Below are 26780 nucleotides of genomic sequence, written 5' to 3'. Positions count from 1 at the left end.
TGTAGGAGCGGGCTTGCCCGCGATGAGGCCGGCAAATGCACCACTGGCTGACCTGGATCAATTGACACTCGCCATAACACGATTCAAACGACCACCCAACGCGACTAAACGTCGCAGCCAAGCCCTACCCTGCCATCACAGGCGTATCATGGGCCGCAGAGCGCCAACACAGGCGCGCGACCACGGCCGGCATGCACTGGCCCTGGCATTTCTCCACTGCCGTGGGACTTGATGATGAGCAAGCAGATTCCGGTACATGACGTCACCCCGCCTGCCAATAAAGGAAAGGATTCCGTCGACCTCTACGCCGCCCGAGAGAAAATCTATACCCGCGCCTTCACCGGCGTATTCCGCAGGTTGCGCATGGTCGGTGGTGCCCTGCTATTCCTGCTCTACTTCGGCACCGTGTGGCTGAACTGGGGCGGGCACCAGGCCGTCTGGTGGAACCTGCCCGAACGCAAGTTCTACATCTTTGGCGCCACCATATGGCCGCAGGACTTCATCCTGCTGTCGGGCATCCTCATCGTCGCCGCTTTCGGGCTGTTCTTCATCACCGTGTATGCCGGCCGCGTCTGGTGCGGCTATACCTGCCCGCAGAGCGTGTGGACCTGGATCTTCATGTGGTGCGAAAAAGTCACCGAGGGCGACCGCAACCAGCGCATGAAGCTGGACAAGGCCCCCATGAGCGGCAACAAGTTCCTGCGCAAGCTGGCCAAGCACAGCCTGTGGCTGCTGATCGGCTTCGTCACCGGCCTGACCTTCGTGGGCTACTTCTCGCCGATCCGCGAACTGGTCATCGAGTTCTTCACCGGCCAGGCCGATGGCTGGGCCTATTTCTGGGTCGGCTTCTTCACCCTCGCCACCTATGGCAACGCCGGCTGGCTGCGCGAACAGGTGTGCGTGTACATGTGCCCCTATGCACGCTTCCAGAGTGTGATGTTCGACAAGGACACGCTGATCGTCTCCTACGACCCACGCCGCGGCGAAGCCCGTGGTCCGCGCAAGAAAGGCGTCGACTACAAGGCCCAGGGCCTGGGCGACTGCATCGACTGCACGATGTGTGTGCAGGTCTGCCCTACCGGCATCGACATCCGCGACGGCCTGCAGATCGAATGTATCGGCTGCGCCGCGTGCATCGACGCCTGCGACGGCATCATGGACAAGATGGACTACCCGCGCGGGCTGATCAGCTACACCACCGAACACAACCTTTCCGGGCAGAAGACCCACATGCTGCGCCCGCGCCTGATTGGCTACGCCCTGGTGCTGCTGGTGATGATCGGCGCCCTGGCCACTGCCTTCGCCACCCGTTCGCTGGTGGGCTTCGACGTCAGCAAGGACCGCGTGCTGTACCGCGAGAACGCCCAGGGCTGGATCGAGAACGTCTACAGCCTCAAGGTGATGAACAAGGACCAGCGCGACCACGTCTACGTGCTCGACGCCGCCGGCCTGCCTGGCCTGCAACTGTCCGGGCAACGCGAGATCCGCGTGGCCGCCGGCGATATCGTCAGCCTGCCGGTACAGCTGTCGGTCGCACCCGAGAAATTGCCCTCGAGCACCAACGACATCACCTTCATCCTCAAGGATGCCGACGACAACGGCACACAGGTTGAAGCCAAGAGCCGCTTCATCGGCCCACAGATCCGCTGAGAGAGACGTTCGACAATGACTGCCGCCACCGCCAACAGCCCCTGGTACAAGCACCTCTGGCCCTGGATCATCATCGGCATCCTCACCACCTCGGTGTGCCTGAGCCTGACCATGGTGAGCATCGCCGTGCGCAACCCGGACAACCTGGTCAACGACAACTACTACGAGGCTGGCAAAGGCATCAACCGCTCGCTGGACCGCGAGCTGCTGGCCCAGACGCTGAATCTCAAGGCCAGCGTGCACCTGGACGAGCTGACCGGCGAGGTGGCATTGCGCCTGACCGGCAACAGCGATCCGCAGACCCTGGAACTGAACCTGATCTCGCCGACCCAGCCGGACAAGGACCGCAAGGTCCAGCTCGCCCGTGCCGAGGCCGGGCGCTATGTCGGTCAGCTCGAAGACAAGGTCGAGGGCCGGCGCTTCGTCGAGCTGCTCGGCAACGAGAAGGGCCAGGTGTGGCGGTTGTTCGAGGAAGAGAAGGTGGAACACGGTGTGCCGCTGGAGCTGGGCGATGAAGCCCTGCAGGGCGCCGAGCACCAAGAATGAAACGCCATATCAGTTCCGACCCCGTGGGAGCGGGCTTGCCCCGCGATGGCGGTCGCCCGGACAACAGCATTGCCTGGGCTGACGCTATCGCGGGGCAAGCCCGCTCCCACAGGTTTTGCACTGCTGCCCAAGGTCAGGTATGACGCCAATGACCCAACCCATCCCCTGCTACCACTGCGCCCTGCCCGTCCCCGCCGGCAACCGCTTCAGCGCCGTGGTGCTTGGCCAGCCCCGGCAGTTCTGCTGCCCTGGCTGCCAGGCGGTGGCCGAGGCCATCGTCGCAGGTGGGCTCGAGCACTACTACCAGCACCGCAGCGAGACCAGCGCCAATCCCGAGGCACTGCCACGGCAATTGCAGGACGAACTGGCGCTGTACGACCGCGCCGACGTCCAGCAGAACTTCGTGCAGCACCAGGGCACCCTGGCCGAAACCACCTTGATGATCGAAGGTATCAGTTGCGCCGCCTGCGGCTGGCTGATCGAGAAGCATCTGCGCAATCTCGAAGGCGTTGGCGAGGCGCGCCTGAACCTGTCCAATCACCGTCTGCACGTCAGGTGGAACGACGGGCAACTGCCGCTCTCGCGGCTGATCGCCGAACTGCGCGGCATCGGCTACGCCGCCCACCCCTATCAACCCGACCAGGCCGCCGAACAACTGGCCCGGGAAAACCGCACGGCGCTGCGCCGGCTCGGCGTGGCTGGCCTGTTGTGGTTCCAGGCGATGATGGCGACCATGGCCACCTGGCCGGAATTCAACATCGACCTGTCGCCCGAACTGCACACCATCCTGCGCTGGGTCGCGCTGTTCCTGACCACGCCGATCGTGTTCTACAGCTGTGCACCGTTCTTCAAAGGCGCTGCTCGTGACCTGCGTACCCGCCACCTGACGATGGACGTCTCGGTATCGCTGGCCATCGGCCTGGCCTACGGCGCCGGGATCTGGACCGCGATCACCGGCAGCGGCGAGCTGTACTTCGACACCGTGGGCATGTTCGCCCTGTTCCTGCTCACCGGCCGCTACCTGGAGCGGCGCGCCCGCGAGCGCACGGCAGCGGCCACTGCGCAACTGGTCAACCTGCTGCCGGCCTCGTGCCTGCGCCTCGACGCGCAGGGCCGTGCCGAACGTATCCTGCTGGCAGAGCTGGCCTGCGGCGATCGCGTGCAGGTCCTGCCGGGCACCGTGATTCCCGCTGACGGCCGCATCCTCGAAGGCCGCTCGAGCATCGACGAATCGCTGCTCACCGGTGAATACCTGCCCCAGGCCCGACGGGCTGGCGACCGGGTCACCGGCGGCACGCTCAACGTCGAGAGCGCCTTGACCGTAGAGGTCGACGCCCTTGGCCAGGATTCGCGCCTGTCGGCCATCGTGCGCCTGCTCGAGCGCGCGCAATCGGAAAAGCCACGCCTGGCACAGATCGCCGACCGCGCCTCGCAGTGGTTCCTGCTGTTCAGCCTGGCTGCCGCGCTGACCATCGGTCTGTGGTGGTGGCACCTGGATGCCGAGCGCGCATTCTGGATCGCCCTGGCGATGCTGGTCGCGACCTGCCCCTGCGCACTCTCGCTCGCCACTCCGACGGCACTGACCACGGCCACCGGCACCCTGCACAAACTGGGCCTGCTGGTGACCCGCGGCCATGTGCTCGAAGGGTTGAACCAGATCGACACCGTGGTGTTCGACAAGACCGGCACACTGACCGAAGGACGCCTGGCCCTGCGCAGTATCCGCCCGCTGGGCAGCCTTGCACCCGACCGCTGCCTGGCCCTGGCCGCCGCCCTGGAGAACCGCTCGGAACACCCGATCGCGCGTGCTTTCGGGCGCAGTGCCGAACCTGCCGACGATGTCCAGGCCGTACCTGGCCTGGGCCTTGAAGGTCAGGTCGGGCAGCAGCGCCTGCGCATCGGGCAGGCCGCCTTCGTCTGCGCCCTGAGCGGCGCCGAAGTGCCGGCCGTACCCGAACCACGCGGGCAGTGGCTGCTGCTGGGGAACCGCATGGGCCCCCTGGCCTGGTTCAGCCTTGACGATCGCCTGCGTGACGATGCCAGCGAGTTGCTGGCCGTGTGCAGGGCGCGCGGGTGGCAGACCTTGCTGCTGTCGGGCGACAGTTCGCCGATGGTCGCAGAAGTCGCCGCGCAACTGGGCATCGACCAGGCCATCGGCGGCCTGCGCCCGGACGACAAGCTGGCGCGGGTCAAGGCTCTGCAGGCGCAAGGACGCAAGGTGCTGATGCTCGGCGATGGCGTCAACGACGTCCCGGTACTGGCGGCGGCCGACATCAGCATCGCCATGGGCTCGGCCCCCGACCTGGCCAAGACCTGCGCTGACGCGGTGCTGCTGTCCAACCGCCTGCAGGCCCTGGCGCAAGCCTTCGAACTCGCGCGCCGGACCCGGCGCAACATCCTCGAGAACCTGCTATGGGCAACGCTGTACAATGGGCTCATGCTGCCCTTCGCCGCGCTGGGCTGGATCACCCCGGTGTGGGCGGCGATCGGCATGTCGGTGAGCTCGCTGATCGTGGTGCTCAATGCCCTGCGCCTGACGCGTATGCCGACAGTGCAGGCGGCCAATGCTGCCCCCAGTCCGGTCATGGCCTGAGCAGGAGTTCGATCATGCATGACATGGCTTTCGCAGTCTGAAGAGGACACCCCAATGCCCGCCCTCTACGTGATGATCCCCGCGGCCCTGCTGCTCGTCGGCGTGGCGGTATACATCTTCTTCTGGGCCGTGGACAGCGGCCAGTACGACGATCTCGAAGGCCCTGCCCACAGCATCCTGTTCGACGACCAGGATCCGCGCCACCAGGCCGCGGTGAAACCCGAAGCGACCACGCCCGAGCAACCCGACGACAAGGATCCCGCCCCGCGTGCCTGACCTGCTCCCCTTGCTCGGTTCTGCCCTGGTGCTCGGCCTGCTCGGCGGCGGCCACTGCCTGGGCATGTGCGGCGGCCTGATGGGTGCCCTGACCCTGGCCATCCCGCCCGAACAACGCGCCCGCCGCCTGCGCCTGCTGATCGCCTACAACCTCGGCCGCGTGCTCAGCTACGCGGCCGCCGGCCTGCTGCTGGGCCTGGCCGGCTGGGCCCTGGCCAGCAGCCCGATGGCGCAGGTGCTGCGTGTGGTGGCGGCCCTGCTATTGATCGCCATGGGTCTGTACCTGGCTGGCTGGTGGAGCGGGCTGACCCGTATCGAGGCCTTGGGCAGGGGCCTGTGGCGGCACATCCAGCCGGTGGCGTCGCGCCTGCTCCCGGTCTCCAGCCTGCCCAGGGCCCTGCTGCTGGGTGCCTTATGGGGCTGGCTGCCCTGCGGGCTGGTCTACAGCACCCTGCTGTGGGCGGCGAGCCAGGGCAATGCGGCGCACAGTGCGGCGTTGATGCTGGCATTTGGTGTCGGCACCTGGCCGGTGTTGCTGGCCACAGGCCTGACTGCCGAACGGGTCAATGCCCTGCTGCGACGGCGTAGCGTACGCCTGGCGGGCGGTGTGATGGTCATGCTGTTCGGCCTGTGGACCTTGCCGGGGCCACACCAGCACTGGCTGATGGGGCATTGACCGCAGCAGCTTGATACAAGTCAACACGGTGCCCCGCGCCCTTCCCTAGACTCCGGGCACTGCTGCTCTATCCGGGGACTGCCCACATGCTCGACGACCTACGTTGGGACGCCGACCTGATCCGTCGCTACGATCTGGCCGGACCACGCTACACCTCCTATCCGACCGCTGTGCAACTGCATGGCGAAGTGGGCTCGTTCGACCTGCTGCACGCCCTGCGCGAGAGCCGCCGTGCGGTGCGCCCGCTGTCGTTGTACGTGCACGTGCCGTTCTGCGCCAACATCTGCTACTACTGCGCCTGCAACAAGGTCATCACCAAGGACCGCGCCCGCGCCGCCCCCTACCTGCAACGCCTGGAGCAGGAAATCCAGCTGGTCGCCTGCCACCTCGACCCCAAGCAACGCGTCGAACAACTGCATTTCGGCGGCGGCACCCCCACCTTCCTCAGCCATGTGGAACTGCGCCAACTGATGACCAGCCTGCGCCAGCACTTCAACCTGCTGGACGATGACTCCGGCGACTATGGGATCGAACTCGACCCGCGCGAGGCCGACTGGTCGACCATGGGGCTGCTGCGCGAGCTGGGCTTCAACCGCGTCAGCCTCGGCGTGCAGGACCTCGACCCGGCCGTGCAACGAGCGATCAACCGCCTGCAGAGCCTGGAACAGACTCGCACCCTGGTCGAAGCTGCACGCACCCTGCAGTTCCGCTCGGTGAACCTCGACCTGATCTACGGCCTGCCGCGCCAGACCCCGGAAGGTTTCGCACGCACCGTCGAGGAGGTGATTCGCCTGCAGCCAGACCGCCTGTCGGTGTTCAACTACGCGCACCTGCCCGAACGCTTCATGCCCCAGCGACGCATCGACGCCACCGAGCTGCCGGCCCCGGCCGTCAAGCTGGAGATGCTGCACAACACCATCGAGCAACTCACCGCCGCCGGCTATCGCTATATCGGCATGGACCACTTCGCCCTGCCCGACGATGAACTGGCCATCGCCCAGGAAGAAGGCACCCTGCAGCGCAACTTCCAGGGCTACACCACCCACGGTCATTGCGACCTGGTGGGGCTGGGTGTTTCGGCCATCAGTCAGATCGGTGACCTCTACTGCCAGAACAGCAGCGACCTGAACACCTACCAGGACGCCCTCTCCAGCGCCCAACTGGCGACCCAGCGCGGCCTGTTGTGCAACCAGGATGATCGTGTGCGCAGGGCCGTGATCCAGCAGTTGATTTGCCACTTCGAACTGGATTTCGAGCAGATCGAGCAGGCATTCACCCTGGACTTTCGCGGATATTTCCATGAGGTCTGGCCGCAACTGCAGGCCATGCAGCGAGATGGCCTGATTACGCTGGACACGCGAGGCATCAAGGTCTTGCCGGCCGGCCGCCTGCTGGTGCGCTCAGTATGCATGGTGTTCGATGCCTACCTGGCACTGCAGAATCGCCAGCGATTTTCCCGGGTCATCTAGTCGATTTGCCGGGACGTTACACCGCATGGACAGCTCGCCTTTGTCAGGCACACCATGGATGGTCGAAGGCATCCGCGCCCACCTGCGCAGATCGCCGCCGAGCCGCACCAAAAAAGTGCAGGCTGGCCTCTAATCCAGCTGTAGGTTACCCTTACAGCTTATGTGTGCTTTATCACAAGGATCGAAAGAAATGTCCGAGCCAGTCAAACTGCGCCCCCACAGCCAGGCCCATTGCAAGGATTGCAGCCTGGCCCCCCTGTGCCTGCCCCTGTCGCTCAATCTTGAAGACATGGACGCACTGGATGAAATCGTCAAACGCGGCCGGCCACTTAAGAAGGGCGAGTTCCTGTTCCGCCAGGGTGACAATTTCGGCTCGGTCTACGCTGTACGCTCCGGCGCCCTCAAGACCTTCAGCCTCAGCGATGCGGGCGAAGAACAGATCACCGGCTTCCACCTGCCTAGCGAACTGGTCGGGCTTTCGGGCATGGACACCGAAGCCTATCCGGTGTCGGCCCAGGCCCAGGAAACCACCTCGGTCTGCGAAATCCCCTTCGAACGCCTCGACGAGCTCTCCGTGCAACTGCCACAACTGCGCCGCCAACTGATGCGGGTGATGAGCCGCGAGATCCGTGACGACCAGCAGATGATGCTGCTGTTGTCGAAAAAGACCGCCGACGAACGCATCGCCACCTTTCTGGTCAACCTCTCGGCACGCTTCCGCGCTCGTGGCTACTCGGCCAACCAGTTCCGCCTGAGCATGTCGCGCAACGAAATCGGCAACTACCTGGGCCTGGCGGTGGAAACCGTGTCGCGCGTGTTCACCCGCTTCCAGCAGAACGGCCTGCTCAAGGCCGAAGGCAAGGAAGTGCACATCCTCGACCCGATCCAGCTGTGTGCGCTGGCCGGTGGTGCGATGGAGGTCTGAAGCTCAAGCGCAGACTGCCATTACTTGAAACAAATCGAGTCCCGCTGCGGACTCGATTTTTTTTGCCCCTCCGCAGCACATATTTCCCTGACAGCCAACTATCAACTTTGTCAGTTGCCAGAAGCTAGAGATCGAGAAATGATCCTTGCAGCTTATCCAAAAGGGAAGTACCACAATGATCACCGTCAAGAACTCTGAAAGCTTCGAATCATCGAAATTTATGGTCTTCCAAACCGATGTCCAGTACAAGACAACCGAATACTCAAAGCATTGGTTTTCTTTGCCGCGGCGTGGCAAGCAAGCCAAGGACTCAGGGATCATGGAAGCAAATTCGGATAGTGTGGGCAATAAAGAACTCGTGGTCGGCGATGATAGCGTCGTGCGCATCGACTTCGGCATGAAGGTGAAAGATCTTGAATGGAATTATTACGTCTTGACCGACTATACCGAAGAGGACTTTGCCATCGAGCACCCTGACACCCCATTGGATTTCGAACTCAAAAAGTTGACACCTGGTAACTTTACTACATTCGTCCAGATCAAAGTCTTCAACGGCGATACCGTGGTCATCTACGATGGAGGCGCTCCTGGCTATCTCAAACACGTGAATCTGCCGGGAGAGCTAGATGCAATCGAATTCCACTCGACGCTCGCAGGTTCGGTTCATTTCGATATGTTCAAATGGTATGAAGCATCGCCGAAGGAATAGCGCCAGAACCGGGCACGTGGCGGATTGATTGGCAAGGTATACTGACGCCACGTTTTTCCAGGATACCCGCCCCATGCACAGCGACACCTTCGACCTCAAAGCCCTGATCCGCCCGGTAGTGGACTTTCCCAAGCCGGGTGTGATCTTTCGTGACATCACCCCGCTGTTCCAGTCGCCACGCGGACTGCGCTATGTCGCCGACCAGTTCATCGAGCGCTATGTCGAAGCCGAGTTCAGCCACATCGGGGCCATGGACGCACGCGGTTTCCTCATCGGTTCGATCATCGCCCACCAGTTGAACAAGCCACTGATCCTGTTCCGCAAGCAGGGCAAACTGCCAGCCAACGTGCTGTCGGAGCCCTATCAAACCGAATACGGCGAAGCCTTCCTGGAAGTGCATGCCGACAGCCTATGCGATGGCGATTCGGTGCTGATCTTCGATGACCTGATCGCTACCGGCGGCACCCTGCTGGCGGCCGCCAACCTGGTGCGACGTACCGGGGCCAAGGTGTTCGAGGCCGCAGCGATCATCGACCTGCCCGAACTCGAAGGCTCGCGCCGCCTGCAAGCTGCCGGCGTTCCAACCTTCTGCCTGACCGAGTTTTCGCTGTCCGAATACTGATCGCCATCGGGCCGAACCCGACCCCCTCGGGTTCAGCCCAGCTGGCGGAACACCAGCGCCTTCAACCCGCCCTGCGGGTCCGCATCGGGAAACTCCGGCGGGTTCTCCAGGCGCTCGACAAAGACCAGCTGCGGCGCCTGCTGCGCCATGCCGTCGATGAGAAACTCCGGGCCGATCGCCGGATCGTTCACGCAAGCCAGCACCGTCCCGCCTTCACTCAACAGCTCAGGTAGACGACGCAGGATCTTGGCGTAGTCCTGGGTGAGCACGAAGCTGCCACGCTGGAAGGTCGGCGGGTCGATGATGATCAGGTCGTACGGGCCGTACTTGCGCACCTTGCCCCACGACTTGAAAAGCTCATGCCCGAGATAAGCGACACATGAAGCATCGTGGCCATTGAGGCGATGGTTCTCACGCCCACGCGACAGTGCCGACTTGGCCATGTCCAGGTTCACCACCTGCTGCGCGCCTCCAGCAATGGCTGCCACGGAGAATCCGCAGGTATAGGCGAACAGGTTCAGCACCCGCTTGCCCGCCGCCTGCTCACGCACCCAGCGGCGGCCGTAGCGCATGTCCAGGAACAGGCCGTTGTTCTGCCGCACCCCCAGGTCCAGCAGGTACTTCAAGCCGTCCTCGATCACTTCGCGCTGCTGGCAGGGCTCGCCGAGCAGCCACTGGCCCGGGCTGTCGGGCAGGTAGCGATGCTGCAGCAGGATCGCCTGGCCGCTCCATTGCGGGCGCTCGGCGAAGGCGCGCAGCATCGCCTCGAGCTCGGCCAACTGGCCTTCGGGCGGCTCGCGGAACAGCGCGACCAGCAGCACCCCGTCGAGCCAGTCGACGGTGATCTGCTCCAGGCCCGGCCAGCAGCGGCCACGGCCGTGGAACAAACGACGGGTTTCGACAGGCGCGGGGTCGAGGGCGGTGAGCAGGTGCTGCTCCAGGGTGTGAATCGGGGAGGTCATGGCGGGCCGCATAGCGAAAAACCGTCATTCTACCTGCTTTGTCAGGCCGGGGCCGCCCTGCGCGACCTGAACCACCACCCCTGCTGCATCCCTGCCGCCGCCAGCAGGATCAGCGCCACGCCCAACCACTGCAGCGGCGCCAAGCGATGACCGAACGCCACCCAGTCCACCAGGATCGCGGCGATCGGGTAGATGAACGACAGGGCGCCGGTCAGCGCCGTGGGCAGGCGTTGGATGGCGCTGTACAGCAGCACGTACATCAACCCGGTATGCACCACCCCCAGTGTCACCAGGCTACCCAGCGCGGCAGGCGCTGCCGGCAGACCGCCGAACCCGACCCAGGGCGCCAGCAGCAGTGCCCCGGTGCTTACCTGGATCAAGGCAATCAGGTGCGGCGGTGTCCCGCTCAAGCGCTTGATGATCAAAGCCGCCAGGGCGTAGAGCAACGCCGCCCCCAATGCCAACCCAATGCCCAGCAGGTACTCATCGCCGCCCTGCCCTTGCCCGTGAGCGCTGACGATCGCCAGCATGCCGACAAAGGCCAGCCCCAGCCATGTCAGCTTGGCTGCGGTAATCCGCTCACCGAGAAACACCGCCGCCAGGCCCACCAGCATGAACGGCTGGACGTTGTACACGGCGGTGCCGATAGCGATCGAGGCCCGTGAATAGGAGGCGAACAGCAGTAACCAGTTGCCAACGATGGCGACCCCGCTGAGCACCGCCAGCAGAAAAGTGGTGCGGGTCAGGATGCCGGGCTTGAGAAAGCCCATGAACGCGCAGATCAGCAGCAAGGTGCCAGCGCCCAGGACACAACGCCAGAACACCACATCCAGCACAGGCTGCCCGGACACCAGCACGAACCAGCCGATGGTGCCGGATATCAGCATGGCGGCAACCATTTCCAGTGAGCCGCGACGAATCGAACTGTCCATCTCATGCCTCCTGTCGAAGATGGCAACAGTATGCTGGCGCGGATATTGGCACTCCAGCGGATAAACAAGGCCAGAATCACCAATCGCCTTTACTATCAAGGCAGTTTTGCACTTTTACCTCACGAGGCAAGTATGACCGACGATATCGACCAACTGCTGATCAATGCCCTGATGGAGGATTCGCGCCGCTCGCTCAAGGCCCTGGCGCAGATCAGCGGCCTCTCCGCCCCCAGCGTCAGCGAGCGGCTGCGCCGCCTGGAAGAACGCGGCGTGCTGCGCGGCTACACCGTGGAAATCGACCCACGCTGTTTCGGTTACCAGTTACAGGCCATCGTGCGAATCCGGCCGCTGCCGGGGCAATTGCAGGAAGTCGAGCGGCAGATCGTTGCCATTCCCGAGTTCACCGAATGCGACAAGGTTACCGGCGAGGACTGCTTCATCGCCCGCCTGCATGTGCGCTCGATGGAACAGCTGGACACCCTTCTTGACCGGCTCAACACCCTCGCCGAGACCAACACCGCGATCATCAAGAAGACACCGGTCAAGCGGCGCCTGCCGCCGATGGCATGACCCAATACTTGTACACAAGAATGTCACCTAGAGTGCCATTTTTGTGTGCACTGGTTACGGACATGCCCCAACACGTTACACCGGAAAGCCGATAGAAATTGACTATAAAGTCAACTAATAAGTGGATGCAAAATAAATACTGATCAAATGGTCAACTTATAGTTCTTTATTTTCATAACGTTAGAAAGCAAAAGGAGAAAGTCAAAGTAATAGCAACTCAGAAACTGTGCCCTCTCTGGCATGGAACTGGCTTGAGTGAACTTGTGTTTTGTATACAACTTGAACAAAACATAAATACACAAGAACACGCAGCGCCTGCCCCGCAGGCCGCTAGCGCCCAGAACCCAGTGATGCCAATGCTGCACAGACGAGAAGGCGAGCCCGTGCGCAAGCCCGCCTCATCGCAGTCCTAGCGCATCAGGAGCCGCCGGAATGAGTAGCAGTCTCGACCTTGCCCCTGAACTTTCCGTTGCCAGCACCAGCCCCACCGCCACCACGCTGGAAAATCCCGCCGGGCCGTACGAGCTGAGCCCACGTCTGCACAACCGGGACCTGGCGCCCACCCGCATCGAGGGCCGCCGCTGGGGTGGCTACAGCATCTTCGCGCTGTGGACCAACGACGTGCACAACATCGCCAATTATTCCTTCGCCATGGGGCTGTTCGCTCTGGGCCTTGGCGGCTGGCAGATTCTCGTCTCCCTGGCGATCGGTGCTGTGCTGGTGTACTTCTTCATGAACCTCTCCGGCTACATGGGCCAGAAGACCGGCGTGCCGTTCCCGGTCATGAGCCGCATCGCCTTTGGTATCCATGGCGCACAGATTCCTGCGCTGATCCGCGCGGTGATCGCCATCGCCTGGTTCGGCATCCAGACCTACCTGGCCTCGGTGGTGCTACGCGTGCTGCTCACCGCCGTGTGGCCACAGGTTGCCGCCTATGACCACGACAGTATTCTCGGGCTATCGAGCCTGGGTTGGGTGTGCTTCGTGGCAATCTGGATCGTGCAACTGGTGATCCTCGCCTACGGCATGGAGATGGTGCGCCGCTACGAAGGTTTCGCCGGGCCGGTGATCCTGCTGACCGTGGCGAGCCTCGCCGCCTGGATGTTCTTCAAGAACGATGCGCGCATCGCCTGGTCGGTGGCCGATCCACTGACCGGCTACGAGATGTGGCGCAACATCTTTGCCGGCGGCGCGCTGTGGCTGGCAATCTACGGCACCCTGGTGCTCAACTTCTGCGATTTCGCCCGTTCCTCGCCGTGCCGGCGGACCATCCGCGTCGGCAACTTCTGGGGCCTGCCGGTGAACATCCTGGTATTTGCGGTGATCACTGTGGTGCTGTGTGGCGCACAGTTCCAGATCAACGGCCAGGTAATCGACAGCCCGACGCAGATCGTCGCCACCATCCCCAACACACTGTTCCTGGTGCTGGGTTGCCTGGCCTTCCTGATCGTCACCGTCGCGGTGAACATCATGGCCAACTTCGTCGCCCCGGCCTTCGTGCTCAGCAACCTGGCGCCACGCCACCTGAACTTCCGTCGTGCCGGGCTGATCAGCGCCACCGTGGCGGTGCTGATCCTGCCATGGAACCTGTACAACAGCCCGCTGGTGATCGTGTACTTCCTGTCTGGCCTGGGCGCCCTGCTCGGCCCGCTGTACGGGGTGATCATGTCCGACTACTGGCTGCTGCGCAAAGGCCGGATCAACGTGCCGGAGCTGTACAGCGAGAACCCGGCCGGTGCCTATCACTACTCCCGCGGCGTCAACCTGCGCGCGGTCGCGGCCTTCATTCCATCGGCCCTGCTGGCCATCGTCCTGGCACTGGTACCGCACTTCCACAGTGTCGCGCCGTTCTCCTGGCTGATCGGCGCAGGGACCGCGGCCGCACTCTACCTGCTCATCGCGCCGCGCAATCGCCAATACCTCGACGTCAGCGGCGAAGCCATCGCCGTCGACCACAGCAGCCATTGATCAAGGGACATTCGTTCATGCGTATTCTGATCGCCAACGTCAACACCACCGAAGCCATCACCGAGGCCATCGCCGAACAGGCACGCAGCGTTGCAGCGCCTGGTACCGAGATCGTCGGGCTGACGCCCTGGTTCGGCGCGGAGTCGGTGGAGGGGAACTTCGAGAGCTATCTGGCCGCCATCGCCGTGATGGATCGGGTGCTGGCCTACGACCAGCCCTACGACGCCGTGATCCAGGCCGGCTATGGTGAGCATGGCCGCGAAGGTTTGCAGGAGCTGCTCAATGTACCGGTGGTGGACATCACCGATGCCGCCGCCAGCACCGCGATGTACCTGGGCCATGCCTATTCGGTGGTCACCACGCTGGACCGCACCGTGCCGCTGATCGAGGATCGCCTGAAGCTGTCAGGGCTGTATGACCGCTGCGCCTCGGTACGGGCCAGCGGCCTGGCGGTGCTGGAACTGGAAGCTGATCCGCAGCGCGCCGTGGAGGCCATCGTCGAACAGGCCGAGCGCGCCGTGCGTGACGACAAGGCCGAGGTGATCTGCCTGGGCTGCGGCGGCATGGCCGGGCTTGACGAGCAGATTCGCCAGCGTACCGGCGTGCCGGTGGTCGATGGCGTGAGTGCGGCGGTGACCATCGCCGAATCGCTGGTGCGACTGGGGTTGAGCACGTCGAAAGTGCGCACCTATGCGACGCCACGGGTGAAGAAGGTGGTGGGCTGGCCGATGCGGTTGGGGCGATAAATTCAGCTCGAGGCCGCCGTATCGTCATCCTGAAGGCGCGGCGGCCTTGTCACAAGCTGACCCACTCTCCCAGTGAGGCTTACGACTTGTCGACATGCCGGTTGCTGCGCAGCATGAGAAAAATGCCGATAGATACAGCGGTTGACTTCCACATGATTATTTCGTGACCAAAAACTCTCCACATTTCGGTCCAGAAAAAGCTGGCCAAGCCACCCGCTAGAAGGGCCAGCCCTACCCATCCGCGCCAGGGTGATACGGTCCAGCGATCCAGTGTCCACCAGATGATCATGATCAAAATCGGCTGCAGCAGATCATCGAACGACATGTTCAACCCCAGCTTTCAGTAACAGGGAAGTAGAACTGCGTTGCGGACCAATACCGCCCTGGACCTTGGCCTCGACTGATACCAAGACATCCCCCGCGTGAAACGTTGGCAGACGGTCGGAGACAAAAGCGAATGTGCCCATCTTTGCCGCACCAACTACCAACGCCGGGGCGAACGTCCCGGTGACTGCAGCCCCCCCTGCCGACACCAGAGCAGCGACTGTCCAGCGCTGTGAGTTCAGAGCATCCCCCTGCTCGCGCGTCAACGGCAATGAAACCGCCACCGCCATCACACAGGGCAACTGCCCGGCCTGCATCCGTTCGTACACCTCCTTCACCTTGCCGACCACGCGATATTGATGTCGGCCCGTTGTCGGAATATGCAGCGTATTGAGCCAGCAGCAGTTATCGGCCCTGACAGTGAACTCGATGACATCGAAGGTCACGCCGCGATGACCGATAAACCGATAAGCTCGATCGATTTCCATGCAACCTCGCACTCCCCACGCCCGAAATCGGATTTCCGGAAACCCGTGGACAGTGCCTTGTCGTCATCTGGAAATAAGTCAGCCCGGATACCGCGAGCGAGTCAGAAACATCGGAATCAAGTCGGGCAAACTTCGGATCCGCCATCGAGCTCCTGGCGTACGTTGCGACTGAGCATCGTGGCCTTACCGTCATGCCAGGTCAGGGTGATCACATAGAGGGTGTCGAAGTCGTCGCCGTCCCAGTCCGAGGTGATGACGCGCTTCTCGCCCAGGGCCTTCCCGGCCACGGCGTTGATCAGGTCTGGCAGGTAGCCGTGGGACCACGCGGTGTAGACCGTGGCGTTGCGGTACTTGGCGCGTAGCAGTTCTTCGGCGAGGTCGTCATAGTCGTTGGCGCCGAAGTCGATATTGACCGGCAACCCGAGGCGGATGGCGCTGGGGCTGATGGTCATGAGCGGGCGGATGTAGCTGTAGCGTTTATCCTCGCTGCCCTCCTCGACATGTCGGCCGGGGTCGGCGGCGAACACGTAATCGGCAGCGCCGAATCGATCAGGCAGCAACGTGGCCAAGTCGATGGCGCGGTTGAGACCCTGGCAGTTCAGTTGTCCCAGCCCCTCGCCGGGCTTCTCGGCATGGCGCAGGAACACCAGTGTCTGGGTTCCGTCACCGTGCTGGTCGCGGCTTTGCATCACATCGAGGGTCAGCGGTATCAGCACCGCAGCGAGGGTGAGACCGAGAAACAGGTGACGGCGTCGCAGGTATTGCATCCACTTCATGGCAGGGCTCGTTCGGCTAAGGACGGGGAGCATCCTTGCCTGTGCACCATCCTTGCTGGCGGCGGTGCAAGGCACCGGCCGCCTGATGGGCTCTTCCATGCTCGCCCTCCCTGGCAGCAGCCATGTTAGACCATCGATGTTGCCGAATTACGTCACCCTCGCAACAACTGGACATCAATCATCCCGCGTCAGCACCTCGAGCAGCTCGATCTCGAAGGTCAGGTCCGAGTTCGGCGGAATGCTGCCCACGGAGCGCTCGCCATAGCCCAGGTGCGCAGGTACTTGCAGCCTGCGCTTGCCGCCCACGCGCATGCCCATCAGCCCCTGGTCCCAGCCCTTGATCACCCGGCCGGTGCCGATCACGCACTGGAACGGCTTGCCGCGCGACCAGGACGAGTCGAACTCGCTGCCGTCGGCCAGCCAGCCGGTGTACTGGGTGGTGATCAGGGCGCCTTTGACCACGGCCTTGCCCTCGCCTTCCTGGATCTCGGTGATGTGCAGTTCCTGAGTCACGGTCATTTCCTTGCGGCAGATTTCGAGGCCGCCCTTTTCTCAGGAATGCAAAGGTTTGGCAAGTCCGGGAGTGACGTTGTGCTGGCACATCGACCACCGGACGCCACCGATCACCTTCACGATGGCTGCCGTCTCCAGCCAGGTAGGGGCAGTCCGGCATAAAGTCCCACGGCTTCGCCGAGTTGTTGCGACACAGGCTTAGCTGAACAGCTGCATGACCTGCTCGCCGGTGAGGTCTTGGGTCTCATTGGAGAAGCAATACCAGCTCGGGCGCTGTTCAACGTAGATCTGCATCGTGAACTGCCAGTCATCGCCTTTGAGCAGGCCGACCGGCAAGGCGTACTCATTCTTGTCGATCAGCCGGTAATAGAGGTGGGTGCCACACTGCCCGCAAAAGCCCCGCTCGGCCCATTCCGAGGAACGGTAGACACTGGGATCAGCGCCTTCGAAACGGGGCGGCTGGGAGCAGTGCACCGCGAGCATCGGGCCTCCGGCCCAGGTGCGGCACATGCTGCAGTGGCAAGCGTTGACTTCGAGGTTGTCGACCGTGGCGGTCAGGCGGATGGCGCCGCAGAGGCAGGCGCCGTGCTTGGTGTGAGACATGGGGGGGCTCCTGACGGGTGGGGAAGCTGCAAAGTATAGCGGTGCAGCTACAGACCTCTTGGCGGGCAAGTCGCAGCGGCGAACCGCCGCACAAGAGGCCCGCAAAGCCATCCTCGCCTCAGATGAACACTGTCCCTCGCATATACAGTGCCCCACGCCCGCTGATGATCACCCGGCCATTCCCCGGCACCTCGCACTGCAACTGCCCCTTGCGCACCCCGCCCTGCTCGCAGCTGAGGCTGCGCTTGCCGAGGCGCTCGGACCAGTAAGGCGCCAGCGTCGTGTGCGCCGAACCGGTCACCGGATCCTCGTTGACCCCTACGCGTGGGCCGAACCAGCGGGTAACGAAGTCGAAGCCACGGCCCGGCGCGGTCACGGCAATGCCACGCACATCGAAAGCCGACAGCGCGACGAAATCGGGCTTGAGCGGATCGATCAAGGCTGCGTCGTCGATTACCACCACGAAGTCATCCGAGCGGTACAGCGCGCGGGCGCTCGACAGGCCCAAGGCCTTGAGCAGGCCATCGGGGAAATCTACCTTCGCCGGTTGCTTGGCCGGGAAGTCCATGGCCAGCAGGCCATCAGCACCGCGCCTGACCCGCAACTCGCCACTGCGGGTATTGAAACGTAGCACTTCGGCCTGTTCGCCCAGTTGCTCGAACAACACCCAGGCCGAAGCCAGCGTGGCGTGGCCGCACAGGTCGACCTCCACGGCCGGGGTGAACCAGCGCAAGTCATAGCCTTCGCCGTTGCGCACGAAGTAGGCCGTCTCGGACAGGTTGTTCTCTTCGGCGATGCGCTGCAGCACATCGTCCGGCAGCCAGCTCTCCAGCGGGATCACCGCCGCCGGGTTGCCGCCAAAAGGTTTGGCCGAAAAAGCATCGACCTGGAAGATCTCAAGTTGCATGCACACACTCCTTGTCAGGCGGGATCGAAAGCTGGGGGTTACGACAGTACTGGCGTGAGCACCGGCTCGCCAGCGAAGAATGCCTGGAGATTGCGCAGCACCAGGGTAACGGTATCGCGCGCCGCTTCCGGCGACTGGCCGGCGACATGCGGGGTCAGCACGGTATTGCCCAACACCTTGAGTGCCTCGGGCACGGCAGGCTCGTCATCGAAGACATCCAATGCGGCGCCAGCGATGATGCCCGCCTGCAATGCCTGCACGAGCGCCTGGGTATCGACCACGCTCGCGCGGGCGATATTGACCAGATACCCCTCGCCCCCCAGCGCCGCGAGCACCGGGGCATCGACCAGGTGCAAGGTACCGGCACCACCCGGGGTGGCGATCACCAGGATGTCCACGGCCTGGGCCAGTTGCAACGGGCTGTCGTACCAGGTGTAGGGCACATCGGCACGCGGCGTGCGACTGTGGTAGCTGACGCTCATGTCGAAGCCCTGCGCCGCACGCTTGGCGATGGCCTGGCCGATGGCACCAAGGCCGATGATGCCAAGGCGCTTGCCGCTCACCGAGGGGCTGATGACCCGGTTCCATTCACCGCGCCGGGTGCTCGCGTCGGCCCGGGGAATGTCGCGCAACATCGCCAGCAACAGGGCCATGGCGTGATCGGCGACCGGGCCTGCGTTGGCGCCAGCACCGTTGGTGACGGTAATGCCACGGGCCTTGGCGGCGGCCAGGTCGACCTGCTCATAGCCTGCGCCGATCACGCAGATGATTTCGAGTTTGGGCAGTGCCTGGATTTCCGCACCGGTCAGGCCCAGCGGGCCACGGGTGAGGACAGCGTGGATCTGTTCGGCATGCTCGGCGATGGCTTGCGCACGCCGTTGCGCGGATGGGGCACGAATCAGGTGGTAACCGGCCTGCTCCAGCAGCGGCAGGTAATCGTCGACGGTTTCCACCAGTACCAGGACTGTCTTGCTCATGCCACCCTCCGGTTCGATTCAGAGGGGGATTATGCCAGTTAGACGGGAGACTGCGAGGGCCTCTATCGCGGGGACGCGCCCACGACAGAGGCGTGAAGGATGCTTACTGCGCGAAGGCCCTGCCCAACCCACCCGGCACACCGCTGCTGTCAGTCTCCTGCCAGGGGCCATTGGGGCTCAGCGACCAGCTCCAGCCCTTGTCATAACGGTAGTAGGTGCGCTGACGATAGAAGGTGTTGGGCTGCTTCTCCAGCACATAGACGCCAAGCTTCGGATCCCAATGGCTGGCACCGCCCGGCGGCGGCGCGAAGCTCGCGGAGGTGCGTGGCATCGGCTTGGGAATACCGGACGGCGCACCAGGCTGCGGTGCGGGCTGGCCGCCCGGCAGCGGCTTGACCACCGGCCCCTGGTGCGGTGGAGGGGTGGTCTCGATCGGTGGCAGCGACTCGCGCTCGCCTGGCTGATGCACCGTACAGGCGGAAAGCCCCAGGGCCAGGGTGATCAAGGTCAGGCGTACGCTGCGGTTCATGGCGGCAATCTCTTATCGGTCGGGGCGGTCGATGGTCAGCTGCTGGGTTGGCTGGCCACGGGTAGCCAGCGGCGCGCTCTGGCCGATCCACTCGCCCTGGGTCGGCTGGCCGGCACGCGATACGCGCGCAACCAGTTGGACTTCAGCGAAGTCCGACAGTTTCATCTGCGGCATCATCGCGTCGGCATCCGACAACTGCACTTCGATCGGCAACTGCGCCACCGTCACTCGCTTGGCCGCCAGCGGCATCGGCGGGCCGTTACTGGCGCGGGCGAAGATGAACACGGTGTCGTCCGGCTTGACCTTGTCCTTGAGCGCTGCGGCCAGCTCGACGCGCACGGTCAGGCTCGCAGTCTGCACCGGCTTGCCGCCGTCAGCCTTGAGCTTGTCGGCAGCGCGGTCGATCCCACCCTGCAGGGCGGCGCGCGAGGCATCGCCTTCGGGCAGTTGCGCCAGCAGGCGCTGCCAGTAGTCGATCGCTTCCTGATAGCGCTCGCCCTCGAAGGCAGCGATGCCGCGCAGCCCCAGGCTGGTGACCTCGTTCGGGTCGGCCTTGAGCGCTTCGTCGGTCAGGCTCTGCAGTTGTGGGCTCCAGTGCTTGTCGGCAGCGAAGTACTGCGCCTGGGCCCACTGCCCGAGCAGCTCGGGCTCACGACCAGCCAGGGCGACCGCACGTTCGAAGGCCTTGGCGGCATCGGCAGGACGCTGATCGGCCATGTAGGCGCGGCCCAGGAAATACAGGCCCTCGGCAGAGTCCGGCTGGGCCTGCACGGCACGCTCCAGGCGCGTGGTCATCTCCTGCATGGTTTTCGGCGCGTCGGCGAACTCACGGGTCAGCTCGACCTTGTCGGCGGCGCCGAAATGCAGGTACAACCCCAACGCCATCACCGGTACCAGCACGGCAGCCACCAGCGGCAGGGTCTTGCCCAGATGCCCCTGACGCGGCGCCTCGCTCCCTTCGGTGTCGGACAGCAGTTCACGGGCCGCCTCGTCGCGCCCCTTGGCCAGTTGCCCGGCGTCGAGCACCCCGGCCTCCTGCTGTGCAGTCAACTCGGCGACCCGCTCCTGGTACAGGGCCACGTTGAGCGCGGTGCGGTCTTCTTCGGCCTGCTGGCGGCGGCCACGCAGGATCGGGATCATCAGGAAAGCCAGGGCGGCGAGCAACAGCAGGCCCGCACTCAGCCAGAATTCAGTCATGGGTCTGTTCTTTATCCAGCAGTTTGGCGAGACGTTCGCGTTCGTCCACGGAGAGTTCGCAGGTGCCTTGCGCCACCGGGCTGCGGCGCCGACGGACGATCACCGCCAGCACCACGAAGCCGCCAGCCAGCAACACGCCAGGGCCGAACCAGAGCAGCCAGGTACGCGCCGTCAGCGCTGGCTTGTAGCGTACGAAGTCGCCATAGCGATCGACCATGAAGTCGATGATCTGCTGGTTGCTCTGGTTTTCGCCGAGCATGCGGAAGATCTCCCGGCGCAGGTCGGCGGCGATCGGTGCATTGGAGTCGGCAATGTCCTGGTTCTGGCACTTGGGGCAGCGCAGTTCCTTGGTCAGTTGCTGGTAGCGCTCGCGCTCGGCATCGTCGCGAAACTGATAGGTATCGATAGCCGCCCTGGCCATGCCGGCCAGGCTCAAGCCGAGTACGGCGGCGGCAAGCCAACGCTTCATGGCTGCCCCTCATCGACCAGCCCCTGGTACAGCGGCGCCAGTTGCTCGCGCCAGACCGTGGCATCGACCACGCCGACATGCTTGTAACGAATGATGCCCTTGGCGTCGATCAGGAAGGTTTCCGGCGCGCCGTACACGCCCAGGTCCAGGCCCAGGGTGCCCTGCTCGTCGCGGATATCGAGCTGGTAAGGGTTGTGGAATTCGGTCAGCCATTTGAGCGCGGCGGCGTTGTCATCCTTGTAGTTGATCCCGTGGATCACCACGCCTTGCTCGGCCAGTTGGTTCAGATAAGGGTGCTCGACCTTGCACGACGGGCACCAGGTGCCCCAGACGTTGACCAGCGCCGGCCGTCCCTGCAGGTCGGCCTGGGTCAGGGTCCGGTCGCCCTGCACGCTCTGCAGCGAAAATGCCGGGAAGGGCTTGCCGATCATCGCCGACGGCAGTTCGTCGGGCTTGAGGAACAGCCCCTTGTACAGAAACACGGCCATCAGCAGGAACACCGCCAATGGCACTACCATGATCCAACGCTTCATGCCGCCGCTCCAGACAGGCCCAATGTTTCGCGCACCCGCGCCGTGACCTTGACCCGATAACGCCGGTCCAGCGCCGCGAGCAGACCGCCCAGCGCGGTCAGCAGGCCGCCCAGCCAGATCCAGCGCACGTAGGGCTTGATGTGTACCCGTACTGCCCAGGCACCGTTCTCCAATGGCTCGCCCAGGGCGACATAGAGGTCGCGGGTAAAGCCTGCATCGATACCGGCCTCGGTCATCATCGATTGCTGGACGGTGTACAGGCGTTTTTCCGGGTGCAACACCGTCACTTCACGCCCCTCACGCGACACACGGATGGTGCCCCTGTCAGAAATGAAGTTCGGCCCCTCGAAGTGCTTGGCGCCCTCGAACAGGAAGTGGTAACCGCCCAGCTCGACGCTTTCGCCCGGCGCCATGCGCAGGTCGCGCTCGGCGCTGTTGTTGCTCGACAACACCACGCCCAGGGCACACACCACCAGCCCCAGGTGGGCCAGGTGCATGCCCCAGTAGCTGCGGTGCAGGCCGCGCAGGCCCTTGAGCAGGCCTTTGTGACGGGTCTTGTCGAGGATGTCGCGCACACCGCCGAGCACCACCCAGGCGGCCAGGGCGAAGACACTGAGCGCCGGCCAGTCGAAGTCGTCGACGATCAGCCCGGCGACCGGCGCCAGGATCGCGCTGCCGATCAGCACCGGCGTCAGCATGCCGAACAGCCATTTGCCAGGCGTATCCTTCCAGCGCACCAGTACACCGATTGCCAGCACCACCATCAGCAGCGCCATCAACGGCAGGAACAACGCATCGAAGTAAGGTGGGCCGACCGACAGCTTGGCGCCGGTCAGGGCGTCGAGCACCAGTGGGTAGAGCGTGCCCAGCAGGATCATCGAGGCGGCCACCACCAGCACCAGGTTGTTGGCCAGCAGCAGCGTCTCGCGCGACCACAGGCCAAAGCCCACGTGGCTCTTGACCACCGGAGCGCGCAGGGCGAACAGGGCAAGCGAGCCGCCGACCACGAACAGCAGGAAGATCAGGATGAACACACCGCGCGACGGGTCGGCGGCGAAGGCGTGCACCGAGGTCAGTACCCCGGAACGCACCAGGAAGGTACCCAGCAGGCTCAGCGAGAATGCCGCGATGGCCAGCAGCACGGTCCAGCTCTTGAACACCCCGCGCTTTTCGGTCACCGCCAGCGAATGGATCAGCGCAGTACCGACCAGCCATGGCATGAACGAGGCATTTTCCACCGGATCCCAGAACCACCAGCCGCCCCAGCCCAGCTCATAGTAGGCCCACCAGGAGCCGAGGGTGATGCCGATGCCGAGGAAGGCCCAGGCGACAATGGTCCAGGGCCGCGACCAGCGTGCCCAGGCCGCATCCAGGCGGCCACCGAGCAGCGCCGCGATGGCGAAGGCGAAGGCCACCGAGAAGCCCACGTAGCCCATGTACAGCATCGGCGGATGGACGATCAGGCCGAAGTCCTGCAGCAGCGGATTGAGGTCGCGACCGTCGGTGGGCACCTGCGGCAGCAGGCGGGTGAAGGGATTGGAGGTGATGATCAGGAACGACAGAAAACCTGTGCTGATCATGCCCATCACCGCCAGCACCCGCGCCAGCATCACCTGCGGCAACTGGCGCGAGAACACCGATACGGCGAAGGTCCAGCCCCCCAGGATCAACGCCCAGAGCAGCAGTGAGCCTTCGTGGGCACCCCACACGGCGCTGAACTTGTAGTACCAGGGCAGTGCGGTGTTGGAGTTGTGGGCGACATAGGCGACCGAGAAGTTGTCGGTCATGAAGGCATGGGTCAGGCAGGCGAAGGCAAAGGCGAGGAAGGCGAACTGGCCCCAGGCCGCGGGGCGCGCCAGGCCCATCCAGAGGCGGTCGCCGCGCCAGGCACCGAGCAGCGGCACGCTGGCCTGCACCACGGCAAAACAGATCGCCAGGATCATCGCCAACTGGCCAAGCTCGGGGATCACCAGGGCAGCGTTCATGGCTTGACCTCGCCGGCAGTGGCGGCCTGGCCGCTTTCCTTGAGCGCCTTGGTCACCTCGGGCGGCATGTACTTCTCGTCGTGCTTGGCCAGCACTTCGTCAGCCACCACCACACCCTCGGCGTTGAGCTTGCCCAGGGCAACGATGCCCTGCCCTTCGCGGAACAGGTCCGGAAGGATGCCGCGGTAGGTGATCGGCACCGACTTGTTGAAGTCGGTGACCACGAAGCGTACGTCGAGAGAGTCGGCCGAGCGCTGCACCGAGCCCTTCTCGACCATGCCGCCGGCGCGAATGCGTGTGTCCTGCGGCGCCTCGCCATTGGCGATCTGGGTAGGGGTGTAGAACAGGTTGATGTTCTGCTGCAGGGCGCTCAAGGCAAAGCCCAGGGCCACGGCGACGCCGAGCAGCAGGCCGAGGATGAGCAACAGGCGTTTCTTGCGCTGCGGATTCACTGGTGGTTCTCCCGGCGCAGACGGCGCGCCTCTTCTTGCAGGTAGCGGCGGCGGGCCTGCAGCGGCAGGGCGACATTGATTGCCAGTACCGTCAGGCAAATGCCATAGGCCGACCACACGTACAGGCCGTGATGGCCCATGGCGAGGAAATCACTGAAAGAGGCGAAACTCATCGCACGGTCTCCCGGCCCAGGCTGTTCAGCACTTCGTCGCGCACCCAACTGGCACGCGCTTCGCGCTTGAGCACTTCAAGACGCATGCGCAGCAGCAGCACGGCGCCGAAGAAGCAGTAGAAGCCCAGCACCGTCAGCAACAGCGGCAGCCACATCTCGGCAGGCATGGCCGGCTTTTCGGTGAGGGTGAAGGTGGCGCCCTGGTGCAGGGTGTTCCACCACTCCACCGAGTACTTGATGATCGGGATGTTGACCACGCCGACGATGGCCAGCACCGCGCACGCCTTGGCGGCGCTGTCGCGGTTACTGATGGCCTGGCCCAGGGCGATGATGCCGAAGTACAGGAACAGCAGGATCAGCATCGAGGTCAGGCGCGCGTCCCACACCCACCAGCTACCCCAGGTCGGCTTGCCCCAGATGGCCCCGGTGACCAGCGCCACTGCGGTCATCCAGGCGCCGATGGGAGCGGCGCACTGCAGGGCGACGTCGGCCAGCTTCATCTTCCACACCAGCCCCACCACACCGGCAACGGCCAGCAGCACATAGCAGGACTGCGCCAGCATCGCCGCCGGCACGTGGATGTAGATGATCCGGAAACTGTTGCCCTGCTGGTAGTCCTGTGGCGCGAAAGCGAGGCCCCAGGCGATGCCCACCAGCAACAGGAGCACGGCAGCGATGGTCAGCCACGGCAGCATGCGCCCGCTGATGGCATAGAACCATTTTGGGGAACCCAGTTTGTGGAACCACGTCCAGCTCATTTTCATCAGGGTACATCCAGGGTCTTTGCCGGGCTTCGGTGCCCGGGACTCGTTATTCGCCGACGCTGATCTTCAGGCCGGCCGCTATCGCAAAGGGTGCCAATGTCACGGCCAGGGCGGTCAGGCTGGCCAGCCAGAGCAGGTGTCCGGTCGCGGGCATATTCTGCAACGCCGCCTGCAACGCACCACTGCCCAGGATCAATACAGGGATATACAACGGCAGAATCAGCAACGCCAGCAGCAAACCACCGCGCTTGAGCCCGACCGTCAGCGCCGCCCCCACCGCTCCCAGCAAGCTCAGCACCGGGGTGCCGAGCAGCAGCGAGCCTAGCAGCACCGGCAGGCAGGCGACCGGCAGCCCCAGCATCAGCGCCAGCAGTGGCGCCAACAATACCAGCGCCAGCCCGGAAAAGGTCCAATGCGCCAGCACCTTGGCCAGCACCAGCAATGGCAGTGGATGCGGTGACAGCACCCATTGCTCCAGCGAACCGTCCTCGAAATCGCTGCGGAACAGGCCGTCCAGCGACAGCAATACCGCCAGCAAGGCCGCGACCCAGACCAGTCCCGGCGACAAGGTTTGCAACAATTGTGTCTCGGGGCCGACCGCCAGCGGGAACAGCGCCACGACGATGGCAAAGAACACCAGCGGGTTGGCCAACTCCGCCGGGCGACGGAACAACAGGCGTGCTTCGCGGCGCAGCAACAGAAGGAATACACTCATGCCGCCCACTGCCCCAGGTTGAGTTCGCGGTAGCCCGACGGCTTGTGCTCGAGGTTGTGATGGGTGGTCAGCACCACCGTGCCCCCCTGCTCGCAGTGCGCGGCCAGGTGCGCTTCGAGCTGGGCCACCCCTTGTTTGTCGAGGGCGGTGAAGGGTTCGTCGAGGATCCACAGCGGCGGGCAGTCCAGGTACAGGCGGGCCAGGGCGACACGGCGCTGCTGGCCGGCCGAGAGCGTGTGACAAGGCACGTCCTCGAACCCGCGCAGGCCGACTGCCTCGAGTGCCGTCCAGATGCCCTCGCGGGTCGCGGGGCGATGCAGGGCACAGAGCCAGGCAAGGTTCTCTTCGGCCGTCAGCAGTTCCTTGATCCCGGCAGCATGCCCAATCCACAGCAGGATGCTGGCCAGGGCATGGCGCTGGTCGCCCAGCGCACGGCCGTCAAGCAGGATCTGCCCGGCAGTCGGCTGCATCAACCCGGCCAGCAGGCGCAGCAGGCTGGTCTTGCCGCTGCCATTGGGTCCGCTGACCTGCAGCATGTCGCCGGGGCGCAGTTCGAAGTCCAGGTGCTCGAAGAGCAGTCGCCAGTCGCGCTCGCAGGCAAGGTTCGCGGCTTGGAGGTGGAGGGTCACGGTTTCGCCTTATGCTGTTCGTGGCGTGTCGAGCGGTGGCGCCTTCTTCGCGGGCAAGCCCACCCCCACAGAGGCCCTGTGGGAGCGGGCTTGCCCGCGAAT

General features: G+C 64.1%; 31 protein-coding genes. 12 read left to right on the top strand and 19 right to left on the bottom strand.

Annotation, left to right across the window (positions count from 1 at the left end; translation table 11 throughout):
- The first annotated feature begins 234 nt into the window (after positions 1 to 234).
- The 9 genes from ccoG (at position 235) to HU729_RS16355 (ending at position 9466) form a co-directional block, all read left to right on the top strand.
- Positions 235 to 1650, top strand: coding sequence for a cytochrome c oxidase accessory protein CcoG (ccoG, locus tag HU729_RS16395; protein ID WP_065862014.1), 1416 nt, complete (start codon positions 235 to 237; stop codon positions 1648 to 1650).
- Between the two features lie 15 nt (positions 1651 to 1665).
- Positions 1666 to 2196: a FixH family protein gene (locus HU729_RS16390; protein WP_186666353.1), complete on the top strand. Its 531-nt coding sequence runs from the start codon at positions 1666 to 1668 to the stop codon at positions 2194 to 2196.
- A gap of 148 nt (positions 2197 to 2344) precedes the next feature.
- On the top strand, positions 2345 to 4789 hold the full coding sequence (locus tag HU729_RS16385; RefSeq protein WP_186710975.1) for a heavy metal translocating P-type ATPase: 2445 nt from the start codon (positions 2345 to 2347) through the stop codon (positions 4787 to 4789).
- A 54-nt stretch (positions 4790 to 4843) separates the two neighbouring features.
- A complete protein-coding gene (gene ccoS / locus HU729_RS16380) occupies positions 4844 to 5065 on the top strand; it encodes a cbb3-type cytochrome oxidase assembly protein CcoS (RefSeq protein ID WP_186666356.1) in 222 nt (73 codons plus the stop codon).
- Positions 5058 to 5741 carry a sulfite exporter TauE/SafE family protein gene (locus HU729_RS16375; protein WP_186710974.1) on the top strand — a complete coding sequence of 228 codons (684 nt, stop codon included), beginning with the start codon at positions 5058 to 5060 and terminating at the stop codon, positions 5739 to 5741. Before ccoS ends, HU729_RS16375 begins: the two co-directional genes overlap by 8 nt.
- Before the next feature lie 86 nt (positions 5742 to 5827).
- On the top strand, positions 5828 to 7210 hold the full coding sequence (gene hemN, locus HU729_RS16370) for an oxygen-independent coproporphyrinogen III oxidase (protein ID WP_186666358.1): 1383 nt from the start codon (positions 5828 to 5830) through the stop codon (positions 7208 to 7210).
- A gap of 190 nt (positions 7211 to 7400) precedes the next feature.
- Positions 7401 to 8135 (top strand): Crp/Fnr family transcriptional regulator FnrA, encoded by a 735-nt coding sequence (gene fnrA, locus HU729_RS16365; protein ID WP_054894758.1) that lies wholly within the window; start codon positions 7401 to 7403, stop codon positions 8133 to 8135.
- A 175-nt stretch (positions 8136 to 8310) separates the two neighbouring features.
- Positions 8311 to 8844 (top strand): hypothetical protein, encoded by a 534-nt coding sequence (locus HU729_RS16360; protein ID WP_186710973.1) that lies wholly within the window; start codon positions 8311 to 8313, stop codon positions 8842 to 8844.
- 73 nt (positions 8845 to 8917) lie between these two features.
- Complete coding sequence (locus tag HU729_RS16355) at positions 8918 to 9466, top strand: adenine phosphoribosyltransferase (protein ID WP_186666361.1); 549 nt, start codon at positions 8918 to 8920, stop codon at positions 9464 to 9466.
- 32 nt (positions 9467 to 9498) lie between these two features.
- Here the strand turns inward: HU729_RS16355 and HU729_RS16350 are convergent, their stop codons facing one another.
- Together HU729_RS16350 and HU729_RS16345 are read right to left on the bottom strand one after the other, a co-directional pair.
- Positions 9499 to 10428, bottom strand: a complete 930-nt coding sequence (locus tag HU729_RS16350) for a class I SAM-dependent methyltransferase (RefSeq protein WP_186666363.1) — start codon at positions 10426 to 10428, stop codon at positions 9499 to 9501.
- Between the two features lie 41 nt (positions 10429 to 10469).
- The gene (locus HU729_RS16345) at positions 10470 to 11360 is read right to left on the bottom strand and encodes a DMT family transporter (RefSeq protein ID WP_186666364.1); all 891 of its coding nucleotides are present in this window, start codon (positions 11358 to 11360) and stop codon (positions 10470 to 10472) included.
- A gap of 132 nt (positions 11361 to 11492) precedes the next feature.
- Here HU729_RS16345 and HU729_RS16340 point away from each other — a divergent pair, with 132 nt between their 5' ends.
- The 3 genes from HU729_RS16340 (at position 11493) to HU729_RS16330 (ending at position 14644) form a co-directional block, all read left to right on the top strand.
- A complete protein-coding gene (locus tag HU729_RS16340; RefSeq protein ID WP_063545655.1) occupies positions 11493 to 11930 on the top strand; it encodes an Lrp/AsnC family transcriptional regulator in 438 nt (145 codons plus the stop codon).
- 432 nt (positions 11931 to 12362) lie between these two features.
- Positions 12363 to 13898, top strand: a complete 1536-nt coding sequence (locus HU729_RS16335) for an NCS1 family nucleobase:cation symporter-1 (protein ID WP_186666365.1) — start codon at positions 12363 to 12365, stop codon at positions 13896 to 13898.
- A 17-nt stretch (positions 13899 to 13915) separates the two neighbouring features.
- A complete protein-coding gene (locus HU729_RS16330) occupies positions 13916 to 14644 on the top strand; it encodes an aspartate/glutamate racemase family protein (protein ID WP_186710972.1) in 729 nt (242 codons plus the stop codon).
- 79 nt (positions 14645 to 14723) lie between these two features.
- On the opposite strand, the gene HU729_RS16325 is transcribed toward HU729_RS16330, so the two are convergent.
- The 17 genes from HU729_RS16325 to ccmA all read right to left on the bottom strand — a co-directional run bounded on the left by HU729_RS16325 (position 14724) and on the right by ccmA (position 26678).
- Positions 14724 to 14969 carry a hypothetical protein gene (locus HU729_RS16325; RefSeq protein ID WP_186666367.1) on the bottom strand — a complete coding sequence of 82 codons (246 nt, stop codon included), beginning with the start codon at positions 14967 to 14969 and terminating at the stop codon, positions 14724 to 14726.
- Positions 14956 to 15456 (bottom strand): hypothetical protein, encoded by a 501-nt coding sequence (locus HU729_RS16320; RefSeq protein WP_186710971.1) that lies wholly within the window; start codon positions 15454 to 15456, stop codon positions 14956 to 14958. Before HU729_RS16320 ends, HU729_RS16325 begins: the two co-directional genes overlap by 14 nt.
- A 116-nt stretch (positions 15457 to 15572) precedes the next feature.
- Entirely contained in the window at positions 15573 to 16232 is a 660-nt protein-coding gene (locus HU729_RS16315; RefSeq protein ID WP_186710970.1) for a histidine phosphatase family protein, read from the bottom strand.
- A 174-nt stretch (positions 16233 to 16406) separates the two neighbouring features.
- A complete protein-coding gene (locus tag HU729_RS16310; RefSeq protein ID WP_186666370.1) occupies positions 16407 to 16745 on the bottom strand; it encodes an FKBP-type peptidyl-prolyl cis-trans isomerase in 339 nt (112 codons plus the stop codon).
- 198 nt (positions 16746 to 16943) lie between these two features.
- Positions 16944 to 17348 (bottom strand): GFA family protein, encoded by a 405-nt coding sequence (locus tag HU729_RS16305; RefSeq protein ID WP_186666372.1) that lies wholly within the window; start codon positions 17346 to 17348, stop codon positions 16944 to 16946.
- A gap of 118 nt (positions 17349 to 17466) precedes the next feature.
- A complete protein-coding gene (locus tag HU729_RS16300) occupies positions 17467 to 18255 on the bottom strand; it encodes a PhzF family phenazine biosynthesis protein (protein WP_186666374.1) in 789 nt (262 codons plus the stop codon).
- 38 nt (positions 18256 to 18293) lie between these two features.
- On the bottom strand, positions 18294 to 19232 hold the full coding sequence (locus tag HU729_RS16295) for a 2-hydroxyacid dehydrogenase (protein WP_186710969.1): 939 nt from the start codon (positions 19230 to 19232) through the stop codon (positions 18294 to 18296).
- Between the two features lie 103 nt (positions 19233 to 19335).
- Positions 19336 to 19761, bottom strand: coding sequence for a hypothetical protein (locus tag HU729_RS16290; protein WP_065862031.1), 426 nt, complete (start codon positions 19759 to 19761; stop codon positions 19336 to 19338).
- Between the two features lie 12 nt (positions 19762 to 19773).
- Entirely contained in the window at positions 19774 to 20958 is a 1185-nt protein-coding gene (ccmI, locus tag HU729_RS16285) for a c-type cytochrome biogenesis protein CcmI (RefSeq protein WP_186710968.1), read from the bottom strand.
- Positions 20951 to 21427 carry a cytochrome c-type biogenesis protein gene (locus tag HU729_RS16280; RefSeq protein WP_186666379.1) on the bottom strand — a complete coding sequence of 159 codons (477 nt, stop codon included), beginning with the start codon at positions 21425 to 21427 and terminating at the stop codon, positions 20951 to 20953. The genes ccmI and HU729_RS16280 overlap by 8 nt, the downstream gene beginning before the upstream one ends.
- The gene (locus tag HU729_RS16275; RefSeq protein ID WP_186710967.1) at positions 21424 to 21960 is read right to left on the bottom strand and encodes a DsbE family thiol:disulfide interchange protein; all 537 of its coding nucleotides are present in this window, start codon (positions 21958 to 21960) and stop codon (positions 21424 to 21426) included. The genes HU729_RS16280 and HU729_RS16275 overlap by 4 nt, the downstream gene beginning before the upstream one ends.
- A complete protein-coding gene (locus tag HU729_RS16270) occupies positions 21957 to 23930 on the bottom strand; it encodes a heme lyase CcmF/NrfE family subunit (RefSeq protein ID WP_186710976.1) in 1974 nt (657 codons plus the stop codon). The genes HU729_RS16275 and HU729_RS16270 overlap by 4 nt, the downstream gene beginning before the upstream one ends.
- An 11-nt stretch (positions 23931 to 23941) precedes the next feature.
- Positions 23942 to 24397 carry a cytochrome c maturation protein CcmE gene (gene ccmE, locus HU729_RS16265; protein WP_186666381.1) on the bottom strand — a complete coding sequence of 152 codons (456 nt, stop codon included), beginning with the start codon at positions 24395 to 24397 and terminating at the stop codon, positions 23942 to 23944.
- The gene (gene ccmD / locus HU729_RS16260; RefSeq protein WP_054895614.1) at positions 24394 to 24570 is read right to left on the bottom strand and encodes a heme exporter protein CcmD; all 177 of its coding nucleotides are present in this window, start codon (positions 24568 to 24570) and stop codon (positions 24394 to 24396) included. Before ccmD ends, ccmE begins: the two co-directional genes overlap by 4 nt.
- Positions 24567 to 25334 (bottom strand): heme ABC transporter permease, encoded by a 768-nt coding sequence (locus HU729_RS16255; protein ID WP_186666382.1) that lies wholly within the window; start codon positions 25332 to 25334, stop codon positions 24567 to 24569. Before HU729_RS16255 ends, ccmD begins: the two co-directional genes overlap by 4 nt.
- Positions 25335 to 25380: 46 nt before the next feature.
- The gene (gene ccmB, locus HU729_RS16250; protein WP_186666383.1) at positions 25381 to 26049 is read right to left on the bottom strand and encodes a heme exporter protein CcmB; all 669 of its coding nucleotides are present in this window, start codon (positions 26047 to 26049) and stop codon (positions 25381 to 25383) included.
- Complete coding sequence (ccmA, locus tag HU729_RS16245; protein WP_186710966.1) at positions 26046 to 26678, bottom strand: cytochrome c biogenesis heme-transporting ATPase CcmA; 633 nt, start codon at positions 26676 to 26678, stop codon at positions 26046 to 26048. The genes ccmB and ccmA overlap by 4 nt, the downstream gene beginning before the upstream one ends.
- Positions 26679 to 26780 lie beyond the last annotated feature (102 nt).

This window comes from Pseudomonas sp. RW10S2 (genome assembly GCF_014268985.1).
GTDB classification, from domain to species: Bacteria; Pseudomonadota; Gammaproteobacteria; order Pseudomonadales; family Pseudomonadaceae; genus Aquipseudomonas; species Aquipseudomonas wayambapalatensis.
Note: the sequence above shows the minus strand (reverse complement) of the source record. Positions and strands in the feature narration are given on the sequence as shown.

What these genes read in the sequence shown, in the direction of transcription:
- ccoG (WP_065862014.1), top strand. Translation starts at nt 235, where the DNA reads ATGAGCAAGCAGATTCCGGTACATGACGTCACCCCGCCTGCCAATAAA.
- HU729_RS16390 (WP_186666353.1), top strand. Translation starts at nt 1,666, where the DNA reads ATGACTGCCGCCACCGCCAACAGCCCCTGGTACAAGCACCTCTGGCCC.
- HU729_RS16385 (WP_186710975.1), top strand. Translation starts at nt 2,345, where the DNA reads ATGACCCAACCCATCCCCTGCTACCACTGCGCCCTGCCCGTCCCCGCC.
- ccoS (WP_186666356.1), top strand. Translation starts at nt 4,844, where the DNA reads ATGCCCGCCCTCTACGTGATGATCCCCGCGGCCCTGCTGCTCGTCGGC.
- hemN (WP_186666358.1), top strand. Translation starts at nt 5,828, where the DNA reads ATGCTCGACGACCTACGTTGGGACGCCGACCTGATCCGTCGCTACGAT.
- fnrA (WP_054894758.1), top strand. Translation starts at nt 7,401, where the DNA reads ATGTCCGAGCCAGTCAAACTGCGCCCCCACAGCCAGGCCCATTGCAAG.
- HU729_RS16360 (WP_186710973.1), top strand. Translation starts at nt 8,311, where the DNA reads ATGATCACCGTCAAGAACTCTGAAAGCTTCGAATCATCGAAATTTATG.
- HU729_RS16355 (WP_186666361.1), top strand. Translation starts at nt 8,918, where the DNA reads ATGCACAGCGACACCTTCGACCTCAAAGCCCTGATCCGCCCGGTAGTG.
- HU729_RS16350 (WP_186666363.1), bottom strand. Translation starts at nt 10,428, where the DNA reads ATGACCTCCCCGATTCACACCCTGGAGCAGCACCTGCTCACCGCCCTC.
- HU729_RS16345 (WP_186666364.1), bottom strand. Translation starts at nt 11,360, where the DNA reads ATGGACAGTTCGATTCGTCGCGGCTCACTGGAAATGGTTGCCGCCATG.
- HU729_RS16340 (WP_063545655.1), top strand. Translation starts at nt 11,493, where the DNA reads ATGACCGACGATATCGACCAACTGCTGATCAATGCCCTGATGGAGGAT.
- HU729_RS16335 (WP_186666365.1), top strand. Translation starts at nt 12,363, where the DNA reads ATGAGTAGCAGTCTCGACCTTGCCCCTGAACTTTCCGTTGCCAGCACC.
- HU729_RS16330 (WP_186710972.1), top strand. Translation starts at nt 13,916, where the DNA reads ATGCGTATTCTGATCGCCAACGTCAACACCACCGAAGCCATCACCGAG.
- HU729_RS16325 (WP_186666367.1), bottom strand. Translation starts at nt 14,969, where the DNA reads ATGTCGTTCGATGATCTGCTGCAGCCGATTTTGATCATGATCATCTGG.
- HU729_RS16320 (WP_186710971.1), bottom strand. Translation starts at nt 15,456, where the DNA reads ATGGAAATCGATCGAGCTTATCGGTTTATCGGTCATCGCGGCGTGACC.
- HU729_RS16315 (WP_186710970.1), bottom strand. Translation starts at nt 16,232, where the DNA reads ATGAAGTGGATGCAATACCTGCGACGCCGTCACCTGTTTCTCGGTCTC.
- HU729_RS16305 (WP_186666372.1), bottom strand. Translation starts at nt 17,348, where the DNA reads ATGTCTCACACCAAGCACGGCGCCTGCCTCTGCGGCGCCATCCGCCTG.
- HU729_RS16300 (WP_186666374.1), bottom strand. Translation starts at nt 18,255, where the DNA reads ATGCAACTTGAGATCTTCCAGGTCGATGCTTTTTCGGCCAAACCTTTT.
- HU729_RS16295 (WP_186710969.1), bottom strand. Translation starts at nt 19,232, where the DNA reads ATGAGCAAGACAGTCCTGGTACTGGTGGAAACCGTCGACGATTACCTG.
- HU729_RS16290 (WP_065862031.1), bottom strand. Translation starts at nt 19,761, where the DNA reads ATGAACCGCAGCGTACGCCTGACCTTGATCACCCTGGCCCTGGGGCTT.
- ccmI (WP_186710968.1), bottom strand. Translation starts at nt 20,958, where the DNA reads ATGACTGAATTCTGGCTGAGTGCGGGCCTGCTGTTGCTCGCCGCCCTG.
- HU729_RS16280 (WP_186666379.1), bottom strand. Translation starts at nt 21,427, where the DNA reads ATGAAGCGTTGGCTTGCCGCCGCCGTACTCGGCTTGAGCCTGGCCGGC.
- HU729_RS16275 (WP_186710967.1), bottom strand. Translation starts at nt 21,960, where the DNA reads ATGAAGCGTTGGATCATGGTAGTGCCATTGGCGGTGTTCCTGCTGATG.
- ccmD (WP_054895614.1), bottom strand. Translation starts at nt 24,570, where the DNA reads ATGAGTTTCGCCTCTTTCAGTGATTTCCTCGCCATGGGCCATCACGGC.
- HU729_RS16255 (WP_186666382.1), bottom strand. Translation starts at nt 25,334, where the DNA reads ATGAAAATGAGCTGGACGTGGTTCCACAAACTGGGTTCCCCAAAATGG.
- ccmB (WP_186666383.1), bottom strand. Translation starts at nt 26,049, where the DNA reads ATGAGTGTATTCCTTCTGTTGCTGCGCCGCGAAGCACGCCTGTTGTTC.